Raw genomic sequence first — 20,174 nt, 5'->3', positions numbered from 1 at the left:
ATTTGTACAAACTAGTTAATGCCACCACTAGAAACAATAAATGCCTCTGTACACAGAAGCATTTATTGTTATTATTTGTATGCTATAGTTTTACTTTACTCCCAATTTTTGTTTTACCAAAGCGGTTGCATTTGTAGCATCCGGTGTAACAAATGCTATGGCCGGATTAGCCAGATCATAAATGCAAACAAAGCCTTGCTCTATTCCTACCTGATATATGGCATCTTTTACTTTCTTGCGTAAAGGTGCGATCAGGATCTGTTCCTGATTCTGGATATCGTCTTGTGCTACTTTCATAAAGTTGTTTATCTGGCGTTCCAGCTCATACAACTCCTGCATACGGCGAAGACGTACATTGTCCGCCATCGAGTTCTGATATGAAATAAAATCGGAATATTTTTTATTATAATCATTCTGCATCACTTGCAGTTCGTCTTTGTACTTTTTATTCAAATCATTGATTGTATTTGTGGCAGTTACCTTATCGGGTATTGCTTCCAGAAGTTCATTTGAATTTACAAAGGCTATTTGCTGCACAGTCTGGGCAACAGTATTCTCCACAAAAAGGAGTAAAAGGGCAATAATTGAAATTAAAATGATTTTTTTCATCACGATAATTGCTGTTTTGTAGTAACACAACTTATATAATCTGACGAAGAAACGGATTAACCTCTAAACCTGTTGATAGTTGTGTGTTTCGGTGGCATGGTTAGTACCACCGACTTTCAAGGCAAGATTGCTTGTCAACAACTATCAATTGGTTTTTCTTAGGTTATTTCATAATTGGTACAAAGATATGTAATATTTTTTAATTACAATGTTTTCTTTACCTCTATTTCTTCAAAAGGTTCAATAACGTCACCTATTTTTATATCATTATAATTATGGATATTCAAACCGCACTCATATCCGGCCGCAACTTCCTTCACATCGTCTTTGAAACGTTTCAGTGAACCCAGTTCTCCGGAGTAGATAACAATACCATCGCGTATGAGTCGTATTTTGTTGGCTCTCTTGAGTTTACCCTCTTTGACCATACATCCTGCAACTGTACCGACTTTTGTGATCTTGAACACCTCGCGTACTTCCACATATCCGGTTAATACTTCTTTTATTTCAGGAGAAAGCATACCTTCCATAGCGGATTTGACCTCTTCGATAGCATCGTATATAATAGAATACAAACGAATTTCAACGCCGTCTTTTTCTGCTGCCCTGCGGGCTGCCTGTGAAGGGCGCACCTGGAATCCGATAATAATGGCATCGGAGGCTGCAGCCAGTACAATATCCGATTCGGATATCTGACCAACAGCTTTATGGATTACATTTACCTGTATTTCTTCAGTCGATAATCTGATCAGGGAGTCTGAAAGGGCTTCTACCGAACCGTCCACATCACCTTTAACGATTACATTCAACTGCTGGAAGTTTCCGATAGCGATGCGGCGTCCTATATCGTCGAGTGTAAGTATCTTTTGTGTTCGGAGACCTTGTTCGCGCTGCAATTGCTCGCGTTTTGTTGCAATTTCACGAGCTTCCTGCTCTGTTTCCAGCACATGGAATATGTCTCCTGCCTGTGGTGCGCCATTCAATCCTAGTATCAGAGCCGGAGCTGCCGGAGCTGCTGCATCTATGCTGGCATTACGTTCATTGAACATTGCTTTTACACGGCCGAAGTATGTTCCTGCAAGAACAATATCTCCTTTCTTGAGAGTACCGTTCTCAACAAGTACTGTGGATAAGTATCCTCTACCTTTATCCAGGGAAGATTCAATAACCGAACCTGTCGCTCTTCTGTTAGGATTTGCTTTCAGGTCAAGTAATTCTGCTTCGAGAAGTACCTTTTCCAATAATTCATCTACCCCTAAGCCTTGTTTAGCTGAAATATCCTGAGACTGGTATTTTCCACCCCAGTCTTCTACCAGATAATTCATTCCGGCAAGGGTTTCCTTTATCTTTTCGGGGTTTGCACCCGGTTTATCTATTTTGTTTATCGCAAAAACGATAGGCACACCAGCCGCAGAAGCATGATTGATTGCCTCTACCGTCTGTGGCATGACATTGTCGTCGGCAGCCACAATGATAATTGCGATATCTGTCACTTTTGCACCGCGCGCACGCATCGCCGTAAAGGCTTCGTGTCCGGGAGTATCCAGGAATGTGATACGGCGTCCCGATTTCAGTTTAACGTTGTATGCCCCGATATGCTGGGTGATTCCCCCTGCTTCGCCGGCGATAACGTTGGTCTGACGGATAGTGTCGAGTAATGAAGTCTTACCGTGGTCTACGTGTCCCATTACTGTAACAATCGGCGCACGAGGTTCCAGATCTTCTGCATTATCTTCCTCTTCGTTGATGGCTTCAACGACTTCTGCACTTACATATTCTGTTTTAAATCCGAATTCTTCAGCGACGATATTGATAGTCTCCGCATCCAGACGCTGATTGATTGACACCATGATACCGATGCTCATACAAGTGGAGATAACTTTCACTACTGGAACATTCATCATGTTTGCCAGATCATTCGCTGTTACGAATTCTGTGATTTTAAGGGTTTTGCTTTCTTGCTCCTGCATTTCCAGTTCTTCCTGGTATTTTTGGGAGAAAGCATCACGCTTTTCTTTTCTGTACTTTGCACCCTTGTTTTTTCCACCTTTTCCGGTCAGACGGGCTAATGTTTCTTTTATTTGCTTTTGAACGTCTTCTTCGTTCACAGCCTGCTTAACGATAGGTTTACGCAGATTATGCTTGGTACGGTCGCCACCACCATGATGCTGCCCGCTGCCCGCTCCGCCTTGAGGAGGAACTCCTTTTTCAATATCTACTTTACCTCGCTTTATACGGTTGCGTTTTTTCTTAGCGGCATCTTCTGCTTCATCGCTACTTGCTTTCCGTTTTTTTGCTTCTTCGTCGGTTTCTTTTTTCAACAGACGAACGGTATTTTCTTTTACCTTTTTCTGATCTTGTTGCTCTTTCTCAAGACGTTCTTTTTTCTTCTCTGCTTTTGTCTTCTTGGCAGGACGAGTCTTGTCATTGATCGAACTAAGGTCGATGGAACCTTTAACCACAATATTCGATTTGATTGTAGTTTTGTTGAGTCTGAAAATATCGTCCTCTTCTTTTTCTTCTTCAACTACCGGTGGTGTTACAACCGGAGTGGAAACTTTCGGCTCTTCTTCTTTTTTTTCTACTATCAACACAGGTTCTTCTTTTACTTCTTCTTTTTTAATGACAGGTTCAGGTTCGGGAAGAGGTGTAGGCTCGGGGAGAGGTGTCTCTACCTTTGGCTCAGCAACAGGCTCAACAACGACTACTTCCGGTTCAATGACCACTTCTTCTTTTACCTCTGTCTTTTTAGGTTTGTTTAGTGCATCCAGATCTATTTTATCCACAACTTGTAAATGTGGTTTGAAAGATTCGGGAACTTCTGTTACAATTTCTTCAGGTTCTTGTTTTTTAGGAGCAACATCCTCTGCTTCTTTAGGGGCCAGAACCTCTCTCTCTCTTTCTTTACGATTTCTGAGAAGAGCTTCAAGGTCAGCATTATTACCGAATTCTTTCACAAGTAATTCATGTTGTTCACCGTCAACTTTTGCATTGGGATTTGATTCTACATCAAATCCTTTTTTATGCAGGAATTCAACCAGACTGCTGATCCCTACATTCAAATCTTTGGATATTTTTATTAATCTTATAGACATATTCTCTTTTTAAATCAAAAAAATGGACAGTGAACCCGTAAATATTCTTATAATTTGCATGAATGGTAAATTCTGCCGGGATGCTCCGGATACAAAAGTATTAAGAAATCAGCGAATAACCAAATCAGGACTTACTTTCATCGTCAAATTCTGCACGCAAAATATCTAATATTTCGTCCACTGTATCTTCTTCAAGGTCTGCTTCTTGTATAAGCTTGTCCCTGTCTGCTGCCAGTACATTCTTGGCTGTAACACAGCCGATTTTCTTCAATTGGTCGATAACCCAACCGTCAATTTCATCGCGGAACTCATCCAGATAGATATCTTCTTCGTCAAAGTCGTCAATGTCACGATATACATCGATGGTGTAACCTGTGAGCATGCTTGCCAACTTGATGTTGAAACCTCCTTTACCGATAGCCAGGGATACTTCTTCGGGACGAAGCAGCACTTCGGCACGTTTCTCTTCCTCATTCAGTTTTACAGAGGTTATTTTGGCCGGGCTAAGGGCGCGCTGGATATACAAACTCATGTTAGGCGTATAGTTGATGATATCGATGTTTTCGTTACGCAACTCACGAACGATACCATGTATACGTGAACCTTTCATCCCCACGCAGGCTCCGACAGGGTCGATGCGGTCGTCGTATGATTCCACGGCGACTTTTGCTCTTTCTCCGGGTATGCGGGCAATGTTCTTTATTGTTATCAATCCGTCGTTTATTTCAGGCACTTCAATCTCAAGCAGTCTTTCGAGGAATACGGGAGATGTACGTGATAAAATAATCTTAGGGTTGTTATTCTTGTTTTCTACTCTTTCTACCACTGCGCGTACATGTTCGCCTTTGCGGAAGAAGTCGCTTGGTATCTGTTCTGTCTTGGGCAAAAGAAGTTCTTCTTTTTCATCATCGAGAAGTAGTATTTCTTTTTTCCAAATCTGATATACTTCACCGGATACTATTTCACCGATTTTTTCTTTATAACGGTTATACAGGCCCTCTTTCTGGAGTTCCAGTATTTTCGAAGTCAGTGTCTGGCGCAGATTCAGGATAGCACGACGGCCAAAGTCTTCGAAGAAAACTTCGTCAGTAACATCTTCGCCTACCTCAAAATCTTCATCTATTTTTCGGGCTTCCGTAAGAGATATCTGAGTATTTTCATCCTCTAATTCGCTATCTTCCACAATTGTACGGTTGCGCCATATTTCAAGGTCTCCTTTATCAGGATTGATAATAACATCATAATTGTCATTCGATCCGAAGAGTTTTGCTATTACATTGCGAAACGAGTCTTCAAGAACGCTTATCATTGTCATCCTGTCGATATTTTTCAGTTCCTTAAATTCTGAAAAAGTATCGATCATACTAATAACTTCCTTTTTAGCCATAACAGTTATTTAAATCGTATTAAGTATTTTGTATATTTCACTTCGTCATAGGCAAATGAAAGATCTTCTTCCAATGCCGTTTTCTTTTTTGCACCTTCCGGTTTTACCATTTTGGTAATAGTTATTACAAATCCGTTGTTGTCGGAAGTTTTAAGTACGCCGGAAAGTTTTTGTCCTGCTTTTGTAAGAACTTCGACTTCGTTACCCTCATTTTTTTTATATTGACGGGGTATCTTGAAGGGAGATGTAACACCGGCAGAACCTACTTCCAATTCGAAATCTTCGGCTTCTCTATCCAATCTGGACTCTATGTCACGGCTGAGCGCAATGCAATCATCGATGCCGATACTATCATCGCTGTCTATTTCCACAACAATAATATTACCGGGTCTGACAGTAACATCTACAAGAAACATCGGTGTTTCCTGCAAAAATTTGTCCGCTACATCTTTTATAAAATCTTTATCTATCATTTGTTTTTAAGAACAACAAAGAGGAAGCCACGGCCTCCTCTCCCTCTATTTCGATTACAAAAGTAGTGAAAATAATTTTTTATACCAAATTTTGATAATAAATAACTTAGCATCTTTACTTTTCTTATCCGTGATACAATATTCAAGCGCCACTTTGTTTTCTGTTTACTGCTTTTACACCTTTTATTTTAGCTATACGGGAACACAATGTTTGTAAATCGTTCACATCATGTACATAAACAATTATCCGTCCTTCGAATACTCCATCATTAGACTCAATGTTCATTCCTTTGATATTTAATGATCCGGCAGTGATAACCTTAGTTATATCATTCAGCATTCCCATCCTGTCTATACCTGTAACAATAATAGAGGTAAGAAAAGGAAATTGCGTATAACTGCCCCATTCCAGATTTACAATTTTGTCTCCGTGGCTGGCTTTCAGTTTCAGCCCTACCGGACAATGTATGCTGTGTACGTCTACCTCGTTATCGTCATTCAGATAACCGAATACTTTATCTCCTGGTATAGGATTGCAGCAGGTAGGCATTCTGAAGTTTTTATTAAAAGAATCTTCTTCGAGGATATATGTTTTTTTAGGATTTATTTGTTCGTATTCCAGCGGCTTTTCGGCTTTGTCTTTATCTGCCTTTTTTACAGCATGGAAAGCCTGCTTCATATATTTGACTAAAACATTATCGGAGTTTTGTTTTTTTAAGGTCAATAACTTTTCTATTTTTTGAGGAAGGGAAATATCGTTATTGCCGATTGCGTAGTATAAGTCTTCTTTAGTCTGTTTCTGATAATAATCCAGCATCTGGTCCATGATTGCAGGAGTCAACTCAATTGTTGTACCTTCGAGTGCCTTGATTAAGAGTTCTTCACCTTGTTTGGCGACTTCTCTTTTATGCTTCCTGAGAGCATATTCTATCTTCGTACGCGCTTTGGCTGTTGTTACCAGACCAAGCCACTCGTATTTTGGCACTTGTGATTTCGAAGTAAGGATTTCGACCTGATCCCCGCTATTTAGTTTCTCACTGAGAGGGACCAGCTTATGGTTGACTTTAGCACCTATACAATGGTCTCCGATGTCTGAATGCAGATCATAGGCAAAGTCAAGGGCTGTTGCCCCTTGCGCTAAAGTTCTTATCTCTCCTTTTGGTGTGAAAACAAAGATCTCCTGTGAGTATAGATTTAGCTTTATCGTGTCAAGGAAGTCCATCGCATTCGGACTCGGGCTTTCCAATATTTCTTTAATGGTTTTCAGCCATTTATCCAGTTCTGTATCTTCTTCTATTTTTCCTTCTTTGTATTTCCAGTGTGCGGCGAATCCTTTTTCAGCAATGTCGTCCATGCGCCGGCTGCGTATTTGTATTTCTATCCATTGCCCGTCAGGGCCCATTACGGTGAGGTGTAGTGCCTGATATCCGTTTGCCTTTGGGCGGCTCACCCAATCCCTGATTCTGTCGGGGCGAAGTTTATAAATGTCTGTTATGACCGAATATATATCCCAACATCGTTTTTTTTCATCTATGCCCGGTTCATTCTCAAAAATGATACGGACTGCGAAAATATCATATATTTCTTCAAATGGAACACCTTTCGCCTGCATTTTATTCCAGATGGAATAGACCGACTTTTCGCGTGCTCTGATCTCGTATTTAAAGCCGAGTTCGTTAAGTTTGTCAACCACAGGTTTGGCAAAATGCTGATAAACATCCGATCTTATTTTATAAGTTGCCTGTAGTTTATATTGGATATCCTTATATACCTCGGGGTTTTCCCATTTGAAACTGAGCTCTTCCAGTTCTGTCTTTATAGCGAACAGGCCCAAACGATGGGCCAGTGGAGCGTATATATACATTGTCTCTCCTGCAATCTTATACTGTTTGGCAGGAGCCATGGAGCCCAATGTGCGCATATTATGAAGGCGGTCTGCTATTTTGACCAGTATCACACGTATATCATCCGACATGGTGAGCAATAGCTTGCGGAAGTTTTCGGCCTGAGCTGATACATTCTCTCCGAACATGCCGCTCGATATTTTAGTGAGTCCGTCTACGATCTGCGCTATTTTATCTCCAAAGAGCACTTTCATGTCTTCGACAGTGTATTCCGTATCTTCCACTACATCGTGCAGCAATGCTGCGCAGATGGATGTTGATCCAAGTCCGATCTCACCACAGACAATACGGGCTACAGAAATAGGATGTAGTATATAAGGCTCTCCAGAACGACGACGCGCACCCTTATGGGCTTCCTTTGCGAAAAGAAAAGCTTTTGTTATAATTTCGACTTTACGCCTATGGTTAGTCTTTAGGTAATCGTCGATAAGAGCATTAAATTCCTGCTCGATTAAAATATCATCCTGAGTATGCGTATCCTCTTTTGCCATAAGTTTTGAGTAAGGAAACAAAAATAGTAAAATCAATTTTAATTAAGAGCTATTCGCATCATAATAAAAATTGATTTAACCATTAGATTATTTTATAATTACTTACATATTCGTTGCAGTAAGTGATTTATTTTCTGTATTGGCTTGCGTTCCATCACTGGTTTGAACGCTGTTATTCTGTTCGGGAAGAAGTATCAATAGGCGTTGTCCTACCTTTGCCATATTGGATGATAGCTTGTTCCATGTTATGATGTCTTTTTTAGTGACATTGTAACGGGCTGCAATTTGAGTGATGGTTTCCCCTATTTTTACTTTGTGATAAATTATTTTTGAATCATCAGCATTTTTTCTGTCCGAATCGTCAGAGTCGGTCGTAGATATTCTGACGCGAGGTAGTGTGGATTCGTCGCGCACAATTTTCTTTAAATAACCGTCAATCAAATCCGCAGTGTAGGTTGAATCAATGATTACTGTTGGTAGTTCCGGTTCAGGAAGTTTCACAGCTTCTTGAATTTCTACATATTCTATCTTCTGTATTTTTAGTTGTTTTCCGGCAATTAGTTTGTTTGAGCGGTTCCAGCCTTTTAGTTCGGTGACTGATACTCCGTTCTTTTTTGCTATGCCTGCCCATGTATCGCCTTTACGTATCTTATAATAAGTAGTAGTTTCTTTCGGAACGGAAACAGTTCTGGTTAAGCCTGATACAGAAACGACTGTGGTGTCGGATGATGTATTGCTTGATGCCAGTAGTTCTTCTGAGGATGGTTCCTCCGGCTTATAAATTTTCAGGCGTCTGCCTACTGTTAATTTGTTTGAAGCAAGATTGTTCCATTGTTTTATCTGGCTGGATGTAACTCCATACCGGCTGGCCAGGCGTGCTAATGTATCTCCTCTTTTGACTCTGTATGTGATTGCGTTGCCGGCAGCTCTGTTACCACCCACTGCGTCAACACCTGCTACTTTACGATGAGTCAGATACTGGTCAGCTTTATATGTATAGATATCATCTTTCTTATCCAGAAATAAGGAAAGTTTATCGATAGGAAGGTTCAAAGAATAGTGTTTGTAATCGCCCGGTATGATGTCGCTCTTAAACTGAGGGTTGAATTGACGTAAATCATCTACCGATACGTTCAGGTTGTCTGCTATCTGTTGGAAATGAACATTCTTATCAATCATCAGAGAATCTATCGAAGCCGGGTTTTTACATTCGGCAGGGCAGATATTATGCTCGTCGTAATAATTCATTATATATGTAGCTGCTATAAAAGCCGGAACATAGCCTCTCGTCTCCCGTGGCAGGTAGGGATAGATAGCCCAGTAATCAGTTTGTCCTCCACTACGGCGGATTGCTTTGTTTACATTACCCGGACCACAGTTGTAGGCTGCAATTACCAGATTCCAGTCTCCATAGATTCCGTATAAGTCTTTCAGATATCTGGCTGCTGCATCTGTCGATTTAAGAGGGTCGCGGCGTTCGTCTACAAGGCTGTTTATCTCCAGGTCGTACATCTTACCTGTAGGGGCCATGAATTGCCATAAACCTGTAGCACCGACTCTGGAGCGAGCGATCGGGTTAAGGGCTGATTCGATTACCGGAAGGTATTTAAGTTCCAGAGGTAAGCCTTCTTTGTCCAATGCTTGTTCGAAGAGAGGGAAGTAGTATTTACCCTGCCCCAGCATATAGCTGACCTGATTGCGGCGACGACCTGCATACATTTCTATATAGTCGCGCACAACGGGGTTAAATACCAGCTCCATCTTAGTCGGTAAAGAATATAACCTGTGTATATAAACAGAATCATTGAACAATACGGCACTGTCGTCATTCGAACGGCAATCATCACCATATTTTACATTATTACTCCAGTTTTTTAGCAGTTCATCGTAGTTGCGTTCCATGTCTGCCGGATATATTATCGACCTGTCGGTTATTGTATCACGTGCCGACAATTCTTTACGACCGGACTGTCCGAATACGATAAATGTACTGGAAAGGAAAAGCCCTGTGATTATTAGTTTTTTCAGCATAAGTGTTCCTTTATGGTATTTGCAGAGCTTCACATAAAGTGAGATTTCTGCAAGTTTAAAAATTTATACTACATTGAAGCCCTACCGAGGCTTTAGAATAAGATGTCGGTGGCCAGAATACTGGTGTAACTCTCATGGAGAGATCCGGTGACATATCAAAATCATACAATTGCGCATCTACATAAGCATCGATCATGCATAGCGCATACACACCCACGGCCGCGATAATGGCCAAGTCCCTGTTTCTTCTATAGAAATCCTTTTTGCTCTTCAGAGCCGATTGTAGTCTGTCGCGGCCATAGTCGTCGACAGTTTGTCCAGGTCTTAAATAATTCGTATAACTGGTACCGGAACCTGTTACTAAATCCCGGAATGCCTGATTGTAATCATTGTATACCCGCCCATTCCATGTAATGGCATAAGTGAGTCCGAGCGCTCCTCCATATACAATCGGCAGTTTCCAGTACTTGCGATTATAAAATTGTCCTAATCCCGGAAAAATAGCAGAATATATGACTGCTTTTTTCGAATCGGGTTTAAATTCATGTTTACTTATTGTAATTACCGAATCCACTAAAACCACAGCTTTCTCGCTTATCAACGGTTTTATAGTATCGGCGGGTAAACGTTTGCCGTCTGAACGAAGCACTGAATCCTGAACTTGAGGTTCTTGTGCATTCAGTGGAAGCAGCATCCCTCCTAATATGCACCATATACAAATAAATAAACCTCTCCTCATATATAATATTACGGAAAATACCTCGTTTTATTTTTTCAATTGGTCAAATATCGAAATAATCCTCTCCAGCTCTTCTTCCGTTTTGAACGGAATACTTATCTTCCCCTTTCCCTTATCGTTACAGGTGAGTTGTACCTTGGTGGAGAAGAATTTCGATAAGTGAGTCTTAAGTATCTCAAATTCTTCGGGAGTAGCTTTTTTTACTCCTGATTTTTTAACTGTTTCTACTACTTTTTCTTCTTTGAGCAAGTCTTCCAGCTTTTCCCCTTTGGCTATTGCTCTTACGTATTCTTCTACTTTCCTTACAGATAAACCTTCTTCAAGTATCAGTTCGTAAACTTCCAATTGTGCCGCAGCGTCCTCTAGTGTGACCAGAGTACGTGCATGCGCCATATCTATTTTCTTGTCTCTGATACCCATTTGTATCTCAGCCGGTAATTTTAACAGGCGCAGATAATTGGCTATGGTCGTTCTCTTTTTACCAATGCGCTCACTGAGGCGCTCCTGTGTGAGATCATATGCTTCGATAAGATTCTGGTAGGCCAGTGCAATTTCTATGGAGTTCAGGTCTTCACGCTGGATATTCTCTATCAGTGCCATCTCCATTACAGTTTCATCTTCGGCTGTACGGATATATGCAGGGATTGAACTTAATCCGGCAATTGAAGATGCCCTGTAACGTCGTTCTCCTGCTATGATCTGATATAAATCATCGTCTATCTTGCGCAATGTTATGGGTTGGATAACTCCTATCTGACGAATAGATGCTGCCAGTTCCTGCAATGCTTCTTCATCGAATACATGCCGGGGCTGATCAGGGTTTACCTGTATTTTGGATAACTCTATTTCGTTGATTGAAGAGGAGCCTTCGGTTTTTACTTCATCAATGGTAATAAGGGCGTCCAACCCTCTTCCTAGCACCATTTTCTTAGCCATAACAATTTATTAAGTATTTAATCAGGAAAGCAAAGTTAAGAATTTTTCTCAATAAGTTCTTGTGCCAGCTGCATATGATTTACAGAACCTTTCGATGCTGCATCATAAACAAGCACCGGTTGGGCAAAGCTTTGCGATTCGCTAAGCTTCACATTCCGCTGTATTACAGTAGTGAAAACCAGTTCCTGGAAATGGCTTTTCACTTCTTCATATATCTGGTTGGCCAGACGCAAACGAGCATCATACATGGTGAGAAGGAAGCCTTCTATTTCGAGGGCGGGGTTCAGCTTATTTTTAATTATTTTTATTGTATTAAGTAATTTACTGATTCCTTCCAGTGCAAAATATTCACATTGTACAGGTATAATGATCGAGTCTGCCGCAGTAAGGGCATTTACGGTTATCAGTCCTAATGAAGGAGAACAGTCTATCAGAATATAGTCATAATCAGGTTTGAGCGGAACAAGAACTTCCCGCAATTGCTTCTCCCTGTTTTCCACATTCAGCATTTCCAGTTCAGCCCCTACCAGATTGATATGGGATGGTAATACATAAAGCCGTTCTATCTCTGTGGATACGATCGCTTCTTGCGGAGAGGCTGCGCCGATCAGGCATTCGTAGATAGTCTTATTTACTTTTTTAATATCAATGCCCAAACCCGAAGAGGCGTTGGCCTGCGGATCTGCATCGACTACCAATACTTTTTTCTCAAGAGCTGCCAAAGATGCCGCCAGATTGATTGTAGTTGTTGTTTTTCCTACGCCGCCTTTTTGGTTGGCTAATGCGATTATTTTTCCCATAAAAAGCTATTAATATTTTTTTGATGACAAATTAAATAATAAAAAACAGGAAGTGAGTGTTAAATTTGTGTAACAATGTATATCTTGTTGAAAAGTCTGCCTGATTGTTAATAAATAAGGGCAATAAATATGATGTGAGTTTACGAAATAATATTGAAATACAGGCATCTTCATACTTCAATTGCAAGTAATTTTTCCACACTGTTTAGCCATCCCTTATAATCGAACCTCGATACTGCTTCGTCCAGATGCGAGCTGTATTTAAGAGAGAGTGCTGGGTCGTCCAATACCGATTTCATCCCCCGGTAAACGCCTTCTGCGCTATTGTCTACCAGTATCCCGTATTTGCCGCCGTCCACGATGTCGCGCGGTCCCCCGCAGTCGGTTGTTATCACAGGAGTTTTTAGAGCCATCGACTCCAGCAATACCAGAGAGAAGCTCTCACGTTCCGATACGCATAAAGACCACTTGCTTTGCAGAATATAAGGAAAAGGATTGTCTATCCTGCCTTTGAGTGTGATCATTCCATTTATTTCTTTTTCTATCAGTTCTTCCCTCATTGTCCGGTTATCCATTTCATCGCCTATTATATAGACATGGAAGTTGTAGCCCTCATCTTTGAGCCGTATAATGGCGTTGATAAGCCTGTCGATCCGTTTTTCAGGGGAGGTTCTTGTTATAAGTATGAAGTTGGTTTCATTTTGCGGTAAGTCTATGATTGGTTCTTTCGCCTTTTCTTTTACTTTGGTCAGGTCGATGGCGTTGTACAATACGCTGATATCTTGTTTTGGAATATTTCCGTCATGTAATACGGATAGATAAGTGTTCTTTGCAGCATCGGACACACATATAACTTTGTCGAAACTGTTATAAGACCGTTCTACACGTTTTATTTGTTTTTTATTCAGCCACACCGAAACTTTTTCCCTGAAAGACCTGGTTTCATATTTTCTTTTATAAATGATGTTATGTATCCAGAGTATTTTAGGAATGTTCATTTTTGCAAAAATGCGGGCGAAGAATGTTTCCTTAAAACAAACAATTTCATCATACTCACTTTCGGAAATACCTTTCTGCCTGGCAAACATGCGGGGGAAGAAAATCATTATATTTTCCCATATTTTTTTTTGAAAATGAGGGAGACCATCCGGGTATAGATATTTTATAGAAACAGCCGGAGATACCTTACACAGCAATACATCCTTATCGGATGGCTCCGGTAAAAGAAGGGTGATTTGCGCTTTAGGCGCCAAATGATTAAGAAGGTCGACCAGTAGTATCTCCGTACCACCCATCACAAGACTGTCATTGAAAAATAATATACGTTTCATTAGCCCTCCGGAGTATTCATTCTAAGAAATTATTCTGGCAACACTTTCTACCCAGTAGTCTTCACTGTTGAGACAGGGGATAAAGGTTAATTGCGCCCCTCCTTTATCGATAAAGAGTTCCTTTGCTTTTATATTGATATCGTATAGTGTTTCCAGATTGTCGGCAGCAAAACCCGGTGCCACGACCAGCAGTTTCTTCGTTTTTTCCGCTGCCTGTTCTTCTATGACTTCGTCCAGGCTTGGGCCAAGCCATTTTTTGCCCATTGCCGAATGATATACCTGTCTGGTTCTTTTCATTTCCATATCCAGCTCTCTTAAAACAAGACGGACAGTTTCTTTGGTCTGATAAACATAATCGAATTCTTTCCCTTTTTTCCAGCCCTCTTCTACATGGGAAAGAGGCAGACTGTGGAATGTGAATATCAATTTGTCGAAACCTTCGGCTATGTATGGCCTGATACTTTTTACCAGAGATGATATATATGCCGGATGCCGGAAATAGGGTTCTATTACTCTCAACCGGAAAGGGTATGGCCGTTTGAAAAAGATTCTACCCACTTCATCCACTACCGTTTTGTAAGAAGATTCTGCATACTGGGGAAATAATGGCAATACAACAACCTCATGTAGCCTGTTGTTTTTAGCCATTAGCCTTTCCAGTGCCAATTGCACATCGGGCTGCCCATATCTCATCGCCACCTCGACAGGCAATTCTGTCAGGGTTTCAAGTTTTTTTGCCAGGGATTTAGCATGGTCGAGCAGGGGTGAATCTTCCTTTGTGTGATCCCATATCATCCTGTAATGAGCTGTAGAACTGAATTGCCTTAAAGGAATAATAAGCCCGTTGACCAGAATAGGACGGAACCAATCGGGTACGGTCATGACATACGGATCGGAAAGCATTGCCCTGATAAAGAACTTCACATCCGGTCGTGCACATGTTTTAGGGCTACCTGTGTTTACTAATAATACTCCCTTCATAATTTCCTTAAATACAAATACCACAGATTTCCGTTTTGCTTGAAAATATGTGGTATTCCTATTGTTTTATATTTTCAATTGCCTTTAGACATACGTTTCGAGAAGCAATACATTCCCTTCCGGACTGATTGCAACGCTTTTGGTATCGGCCGGAATGAGGATTGTTTCACCTTGTTTTACAGACAGGTCGTTTCCTTTATCGTCTTTGATACTGCAAGCTCCCCCCATACAGATATAAGCGACAAACGAGTCGATATCACTGTAATCTCTGGTAATATCTTTAGTTACCTCCAGAAGATTCGTGGTAAAGTATCGGCACGATTCCAACCTTACAGGTTGGTTTTCCGCTCTTGTATAGGAGTTTTTATAATTATCGTATAACTTAAAATCTATCGCGTCCTTCGCCAGTTCGGTATGGAGTTCGCGTCCGTTACCGTTCGCGTCTTTACGGTTGTAGTCGTAGATACGGTATGTGATATTAGATGTTTGCTGTATCTCGGCAATAAATGTTCCGGCACCGATAGCATGTACGCGTCCTGCGGGGAGGAAGAATACATCGCCTGCTTTTACATCATGCTTAGCCAAAGAGTCTACAAATGTATTGTCTTCGATGCTTTTAACGTATGATTCCGGAGTCATTTGCTTTTCGAAACCTGAATACAGGAATGCCGATGGTGTCGCGTTTATAACATACCACATTTCCGTTTTTCCGAACGAATCGTGTCTTTTCTTTGCCAGTTCATCGTCGGGATGCACTTGTATAGAAAGATTGTCGCGGGCGTCAATAAATTTGATAAGCAAAGGGAATGTGTTGCCGAAAGTTTCGAAATTCTTTTTCCCTACCAACTGAGCTTTGTAAGTATCTATTATTTCACTCAGGTCTTTATTCTCCAGTTCTCCGTTAGCGACTACCGAAACGTTGCCTTTTACACTGGATATTTCCCAGCTTTCGCCGATGCCGTCCTGTTCGGGTGTTACACCTTTAAACTTACATATTTCATCTCCACCCCAGATAATGGATTTAAGGATGGGTTTAAACTTTAATGGATATAAATTCATCTTATTACACGTTATATTAAAATTCTTATGCAAAAGTAATCAAACTTTGTCTATTTCGCAGCGTTTCGTTTCTTCTATTGAACAGCGAACAGCCCTGAATGTTTATAAAAGATTAAAAACGCTCTGTGCCGAACAAAAACGGACCGGTAATTTTCATTATCCGGTCCGTTAGTCATTTATCCGTTAATTTATTTTCTTTAATACAAATGCAGTCCGTGCCGGGATATATAGTTTCAGCCAGCCTTTACCATCCTTGTGATACAATTCGTCGGAAACAGTGAAATGCTCGATGGAGTCATCAGTCAGGCCATTACCTCCGAAAACGGGTGAATCCGTATCCAATACTACCTTGTATTTTCCTTCAGGTGCAAGAAATCCGTAATCGACAAACGATTGTCCCGGATTGAAGTTGAATACAAATATATAATCCTCTCGCATAAAGGCTAATATCTGGTCTTCATCCTTGTCCCACAGCCTGATAACAGGGCTTTTCTGGAATCCTTTAATACTACTGATCAGGGCGAGCATTGCTTTGTCGAAGTCGCCCAGATAATGATATTTGAGGTCGTGATTATCAGCCAGCCACCATTGCCTGCGTGCATATTTGTATGACCAGCCGTTGCCTTCACGGGGGAAGTCTACCCACTCGGGGTGTCCGAATTCATTCCCCATGAAATTGAGATAGCCGCCATTGATAGTCGATGCTGTAACAAGACGGATTATCTTATGCAGCGCAATACCTCTGTCTGTCTGATACGAGCTGCCATAATGCTTCGACATATACCAGTACATGTCTGCATCTATTAGCCTGAAAATAATTGTTTTGTCTCCTACCAGAGCCTGGTCGTGGCTTTCGGCGTATGAGATTGTCTTTTCGTCTTCACGCCTGTTGGTCAATTCCCAGAAGATACCTGTCGGATGCCAGTCTTCGTCTTTCCGTTCTTTGATTATTTTAATCCAGTAGTCGGGTATATTCATCGCCATACGGTAATCGAATCCGTAGCCACCATCTTTGATCTTGGCTGCCAGTCCGGGCATCCCGCTAACCTCTTCGGCTATAGTGATTGCTTTAGGGTTTACCTCATGTATCAGTTTATTGGCTAAAGTGAGGTAGCAGATCGCATCCCCGTCCTCATTACCGTTGAAGTAATCCTGATATCCTGTAAAGTTGTCACCCAGTCCGTGACTGTAATATAGCATCGAGGTTACCCCGTCGAACCGGAATCCGTCGAACTTGTATTCCTCCAGCCAGTATTTGCAGTTCGAAAGCAGGAAGTGCATGACCTCATCTTTACTGTAATTGAAATTCAGCGAATCCCAGGCCGGATGTTCCCGCCTGTCCCCTTCATGGAAGTATTGGGAGTATGATCCGTCGAAACGTCCCAGGCCTTCCACTTCATTTTTTACGGCATGGGAGTGTACGATATCCATAATGACGGCGATACCCATTCCGTGCGCATCATCTATCAGATGTTTCAACTCGTCGGGAGTGCCGAAACGGGAAGATGCTGCGAAGAAACTGGAGACATGGTATCCGAATGAGCCGTAGTATGGATGTTCCTGAATGGCCATTATCTGTATGGTATTATAACCGTCCTCTTTAATGCGGGGGAGGATATTCAGTCTGAACTCTTCGTATGTGCCGACCTTTTCCGATTCGGCTGCCATGCCTATATGGCATTCGTAAATCAGCAGCGGGTCGGTTTTTGGCTTGAATGTTTTTTTCTTGAACTCATATGGTATTTCGGGGAACCAGACCTGTGCACTGAATATCTTGGTATGATCGTCCTGTACAACTCGTGTAGCCCAAGCGGGGATTCTTTCGGCTTCGCCGCCATCCCAACACATGATGAGTTTGAAAAGGTCGCCATGCTTTATTTTACTCAGGGGCAGTTTCAACTCCCATTCACCGCCATCTTTACGGTTGAGCCTATAATCGTCCTGTTTCTGCCAGTTGTTGAAATCACCGACCATATATATGGCGGTAGCGTTCGGGGCCCATTCCCTGAATATCCACATACGGGCAGTTTTATGCAAACCGAAATAAAGATGTCCCGATGCAAAATCGGAAAGGGTTATTTTCCCATTATTGGTTATAGCCGCTTCTCTTTTCAATACATAGTCGTATCGTCCTTCTATTGCTTCCGCATAAGGCTCTAACCACGGATCGTTTTTTATCAGTTTAAGCATGGTCTTATTAATTAAGAATTAATAATTGAGAATTAATAATTATGACAGATTCATAATTTATAACTCATAATTGTTTATAGCTTTATTTTTACTACAACTTTTCTTATTTTCCCTTCGCCGATGCAGGGAGCATGCCCGTCTTCGGGGAAGAAAACAGTGAAATCGCCCGGTACTGCCGTAACGAGAGTCGTACCTTTATCAAAGAAGAACTGGATATCTTTTTCTTCATTAAACGCGTCGCGCTCCTCTTTAAGTTCTGCACGGGCTTTCCATCCGTATGTCTCGGGTTTGCTCACAGGAAGTTGTATGTCTATATATTTGTTATGGACTTCCATTTTGGCATCTTCTTCGGTCTTCATATCGCTATCGCTGATCATCAGGAAAAGATCCTTGCCTTCAATTTCTGTTTTGCCTGTTTCCGCATTGGCGAAATCAACCGATTTCAGGTATTCAAACGCTTTTTTGAACAAAGGGTGGAGTTTGTAGTACGCCTCTGCATTTTTTAAACTGTCTAGTATCATATTATTTATTTTATTGTTATTCCTGATCCTGTAATCCTATTTCATCGATTATCTTTTCCATATCTTCATTACCGTCCCCTTTTGGATTGGGACCATAATAGTTCTCTCCATAGTCACTGGCTCCAAAAAGCATCCATAATGCATAAAAAGGTATTATTTGGTACCATCCACTATTCTCTCTGTCATGGCATCTTTTGGTTCCCTGAGCGATAAGAAACCAATAGGCAGGAAGCATTGGAAATAAAAGAATCCAAAACATATCTTCTGATACGCCGGATGTATCTAACAAGGCGATAACGGCGGAAATAGTGAAATAATAAGCAAGATAAATAAGGTAGCTAAGGCCATATTCGAGTCTGCGTATACGGCCTTTGATGGAAAAAGGGTTTTTAAACATACGTTGATTATCCATAATTACCCAGATGTTATGAACGTTTTTATATTACTTATATTCTTTTGGTTCTATAATTACAGAGAAAAGATATTTACCTGTCTGATCCCTGTATTCGTATTGCATGGTGACATTATTTCCCCTGAAAAACTTCATGTCGGGATTTGTTTTCACCGAACTTATTATTTGAGGCTGTAACTGCGATTTAAAAAGGGTAGTGTCGGTAATGGTTACTTCGCTCAGTGTATGGTAATACCTTATTGTCTGATTCGGTAAGGCGGTACAACTGTCCAGTCTTGTCCACTGATCCAGTATTCTCGGACATTTGGTATTTGCCTCCTCCGACAGTTTTTTCAACTGGCTGTCGATGCTCCCTGTACACCCCGGGAATATGATGATACCGATAAATAGTATGATATAGAGTAAATCTTGTTTCATAAACAGTTTATTCATGGTTTTGAAAAAATATTCTTACAAGTTTAAGGATTTTAATCGGATTATCTGTTAATATTCCCGATTTTTATCTTTCAATTACATTAGTCGTTTATTGCGACTCGGCATAATCAAAATTTATTTTGCTTCTGCTCTCGCTACTCAAAACGTTCATATTTATCTATAAGTTTTAGTGTATAATGCCAATCAGTAGTTAAAGCAATTATTGTAGAATAAAATTGTTCAATATTTTTAACGTGCCTGCCAGCTTGTTTTTCATTTTGCCTTGATGCAAAACGAAACAAAAAATCAAGGCTGCATCCCTCCGGCGCCCCAAAACCGCAGCTCCGGTGGGGCAAAATAATACGGAATCATTTTTAGTTGGATTATCAGCCGTGTACAGCAGCTACCCTATTTTGCCCTACACCTCCGCTTTACGGATTGGGTACCCCGCCTGCGGAATGAGGCCGTTATCGCGATGCGGCGACAGGACTGTGTCTTTTCAGGCTTTAGCTCCGCGTGCGTCAGCCCTTGCGCATTAGTGACGCAGGCGGGGTACCCAATCCGTTGCAGGCGGCGTAGAATCAAACGGGGCGGTAGCCCGTGTGTTTGATTCAGCCGTCAAAACGGTTTTGGGTCGCCGAGGAGCGAAGCGCTAGCCTTTTGGTTCGTTTTGGGCAATGCCAAAATGAACGTTTAAGCGGAACTGAAAAGAATTGAACATTAAAATCCAACTACTGATTCGCATGTATAGTAATTTTTACCTATTTTTGCTAAAAATCAATTCATTCACATAAATACTAC

At 41.2% G+C, this 20,174-nt stretch carries 15 protein-coding genes and 1 pseudogene; all 16 read right to left on the bottom strand.

Features of this window, described 5'->3' with window-relative positions; translation table 11 throughout:
- Nucleotides 1–90: 90 nt before the first annotated feature.
- On the bottom strand, nt 91–609 hold the full coding sequence (locus IR083_RS08550) for an OmpH family outer membrane protein (protein WP_194223963.1): 519 nt from the start codon (nt 607–609) through the stop codon (nt 91–93).
- 203 nt (nt 610–812) lie between these two features.
- Nucleotides 813–3,704: a translation initiation factor IF-2 gene (gene infB, locus IR083_RS08545; RefSeq protein WP_194223962.1), complete on the bottom strand. Its 2,892-nt coding sequence runs from the start codon at nt 3,702–3,704 to the stop codon at nt 813–815.
- 124 nt (nt 3,705–3,828) lie between these two features.
- Nucleotides 3,829–5,091: a transcription termination factor NusA gene (gene nusA / locus IR083_RS08540; RefSeq protein WP_006798797.1), complete on the bottom strand. Its 1,263-nt coding sequence runs from the start codon at nt 5,089–5,091 to the stop codon at nt 3,829–3,831.
- Between the two features lie 5 nt (nt 5,092–5,096).
- Entirely contained in the window at nt 5,097–5,564 is a 468-nt protein-coding gene (gene rimP, locus IR083_RS08535) for a ribosome assembly cofactor RimP (RefSeq protein WP_006798796.1), read from the bottom strand.
- 142 nt (nt 5,565–5,706) lie between these two features.
- Entirely contained in the window at nt 5,707–7,959 is a 2,253-nt protein-coding gene (locus IR083_RS08530) for a RelA/SpoT family protein (RefSeq protein WP_194223961.1), read from the bottom strand.
- 774 nt (nt 7,960–8,733) lie between these two features.
- Nucleotides 8,734–9,987 (bottom strand): annotated as a pseudogene (locus IR083_RS08525) (transglycosylase SLT domain-containing protein); the annotation flags it as partial.
- Nucleotides 9,988–10,045: 58 nt separating this feature from the next.
- Nucleotides 10,046–10,729, bottom strand: coding sequence for a DUF5683 domain-containing protein (locus IR083_RS08520; RefSeq protein WP_194223959.1), 684 nt, complete (start codon nt 10,727–10,729; stop codon nt 10,046–10,048).
- 27 nt (nt 10,730–10,756) lie between these two features.
- Complete coding sequence (locus IR083_RS08515; RefSeq protein ID WP_006798792.1) at nt 10,757–11,665, bottom strand: ParB/RepB/Spo0J family partition protein; 909 nt, start codon at nt 11,663–11,665, stop codon at nt 10,757–10,759.
- A gap of 35 nt (nt 11,666–11,700) precedes the next feature.
- Entirely contained in the window at nt 11,701–12,465 is a 765-nt protein-coding gene (locus tag IR083_RS08510; RefSeq protein ID WP_006798791.1) for a ParA family protein, read from the bottom strand.
- Nucleotides 12,466–12,635: 170 nt separating this feature from the next.
- Nucleotides 12,636–13,796 carry a glycosyltransferase gene (locus tag IR083_RS08505; protein ID WP_194223958.1) on the bottom strand — a complete coding sequence of 387 codons (1,161 nt, stop codon included), beginning with the start codon at nt 13,794–13,796 and terminating at the stop codon, nt 12,636–12,638.
- Between the two features lie 21 nt (nt 13,797–13,817).
- Entirely contained in the window at nt 13,818–14,777 is a 960-nt protein-coding gene (hemH, locus tag IR083_RS08500; protein WP_044215495.1) for a ferrochelatase, read from the bottom strand.
- 84 nt (nt 14,778–14,861) lie between these two features.
- On the bottom strand, nt 14,862–15,836 hold the full coding sequence (locus IR083_RS08495; RefSeq protein ID WP_006798788.1) for a type I phosphomannose isomerase catalytic subunit: 975 nt from the start codon (nt 15,834–15,836) through the stop codon (nt 14,862–14,864).
- Between the two features lie 183 nt (nt 15,837–16,019).
- Nucleotides 16,020–18,026: an alpha amylase C-terminal domain-containing protein gene (locus tag IR083_RS08490; protein WP_194223957.1), complete on the bottom strand. Its 2,007-nt coding sequence runs from the start codon at nt 18,024–18,026 to the stop codon at nt 16,020–16,022.
- A gap of 74 nt (nt 18,027–18,100) precedes the next feature.
- Entirely contained in the window at nt 18,101–18,547 is a 447-nt protein-coding gene (locus IR083_RS08485) for a YhcH/YjgK/YiaL family protein (RefSeq protein ID WP_194223956.1), read from the bottom strand.
- 16 nt (nt 18,548–18,563) lie between these two features.
- On the bottom strand, nt 18,564–18,959 hold the full coding sequence (locus tag IR083_RS08480) for a DUF805 domain-containing protein (protein WP_006798785.1): 396 nt from the start codon (nt 18,957–18,959) through the stop codon (nt 18,564–18,566).
- 30 nt (nt 18,960–18,989) lie between these two features.
- The gene (locus IR083_RS08475; protein ID WP_194224037.1) at nt 18,990–19,376 is read right to left on the bottom strand and encodes a hypothetical protein; all 387 of its coding nucleotides are present in this window, start codon (nt 19,374–19,376) and stop codon (nt 18,990–18,992) included.
- Nucleotides 19,377–20,174 lie beyond the last annotated feature (798 nt).

It is taken from the genome of Dysgonomonas sp. GY75, assembly GCF_015234155.1.
Lineage (GTDB): Bacteria > Bacteroidota > Bacteroidia > Bacteroidales > Dysgonomonadaceae > Dysgonomonas > Dysgonomonas gadei.
Note: the sequence above shows the minus strand (reverse complement) of the source record. Positions and strands in the feature narration are given on the sequence as shown.

What these genes read in the sequence shown, in the direction of transcription:
- IR083_RS08550 (WP_194223963.1), bottom strand. Translation starts at nt 609, where the DNA reads ATGAAAAAAATCATTTTAATTTCAATTATTGCCCTTTTACTCCTTTTT.
- infB (WP_194223962.1), bottom strand. Translation starts at nt 3,704, where the DNA reads ATGTCTATAAGATTAATAAAAATATCCAAAGATTTGAATGTAGGGATC.
- nusA (WP_006798797.1), bottom strand. Translation starts at nt 5,091, where the DNA reads ATGGCTAAAAAGGAAGTTATTAGTATGATCGATACTTTTTCAGAATTT.
- rimP (WP_006798796.1), bottom strand. Translation starts at nt 5,564, where the DNA reads ATGATAGATAAAGATTTTATAAAAGATGTAGCGGACAAATTTTTGCAG.
- IR083_RS08530 (WP_194223961.1), bottom strand. Translation starts at nt 7,959, where the DNA reads ATGGCAAAAGAGGATACGCATACTCAGGATGATATTTTAATCGAGCAG.
- IR083_RS08520 (WP_194223959.1), bottom strand. Translation starts at nt 10,729, where the DNA reads ATGAGGAGAGGTTTATTTATTTGTATATGGTGCATATTAGGAGGGATG.
- IR083_RS08515 (WP_006798792.1), bottom strand. Translation starts at nt 11,665, where the DNA reads ATGGCTAAGAAAATGGTGCTAGGAAGAGGGTTGGACGCCCTTATTACC.
- IR083_RS08510 (WP_006798791.1), bottom strand. Translation starts at nt 12,465, where the DNA reads ATGGGAAAAATAATCGCATTAGCCAACCAAAAAGGCGGCGTAGGAAAA.
- IR083_RS08505 (WP_194223958.1), bottom strand. Translation starts at nt 13,796, where the DNA reads ATGAAACGTATATTATTTTTCAATGACAGTCTTGTGATGGGTGGTACG.
- hemH (WP_044215495.1), bottom strand. Translation starts at nt 14,777, where the DNA reads ATGAAGGGAGTATTATTAGTAAACACAGGTAGCCCTAAAACATGTGCA.
- IR083_RS08495 (WP_006798788.1), bottom strand. Translation starts at nt 15,836, where the DNA reads ATGAATTTATATCCATTAAAGTTTAAACCCATCCTTAAATCCATTATC.
- IR083_RS08490 (WP_194223957.1), bottom strand. Translation starts at nt 18,026, where the DNA reads ATGCTTAAACTGATAAAAAACGATCCGTGGTTAGAGCCTTATGCGGAA.
- IR083_RS08485 (WP_194223956.1), bottom strand. Translation starts at nt 18,547, where the DNA reads ATGATACTAGACAGTTTAAAAAATGCAGAGGCGTACTACAAACTCCAC.
- IR083_RS08480 (WP_006798785.1), bottom strand. Translation starts at nt 18,959, where the DNA reads ATGGATAATCAACGTATGTTTAAAAACCCTTTTTCCATCAAAGGCCGT.
- IR083_RS08475 (WP_194224037.1), bottom strand. Translation starts at nt 19,376, where the DNA reads ATGAAACAAGATTTACTCTATATCATACTATTTATCGGTATCATCATA.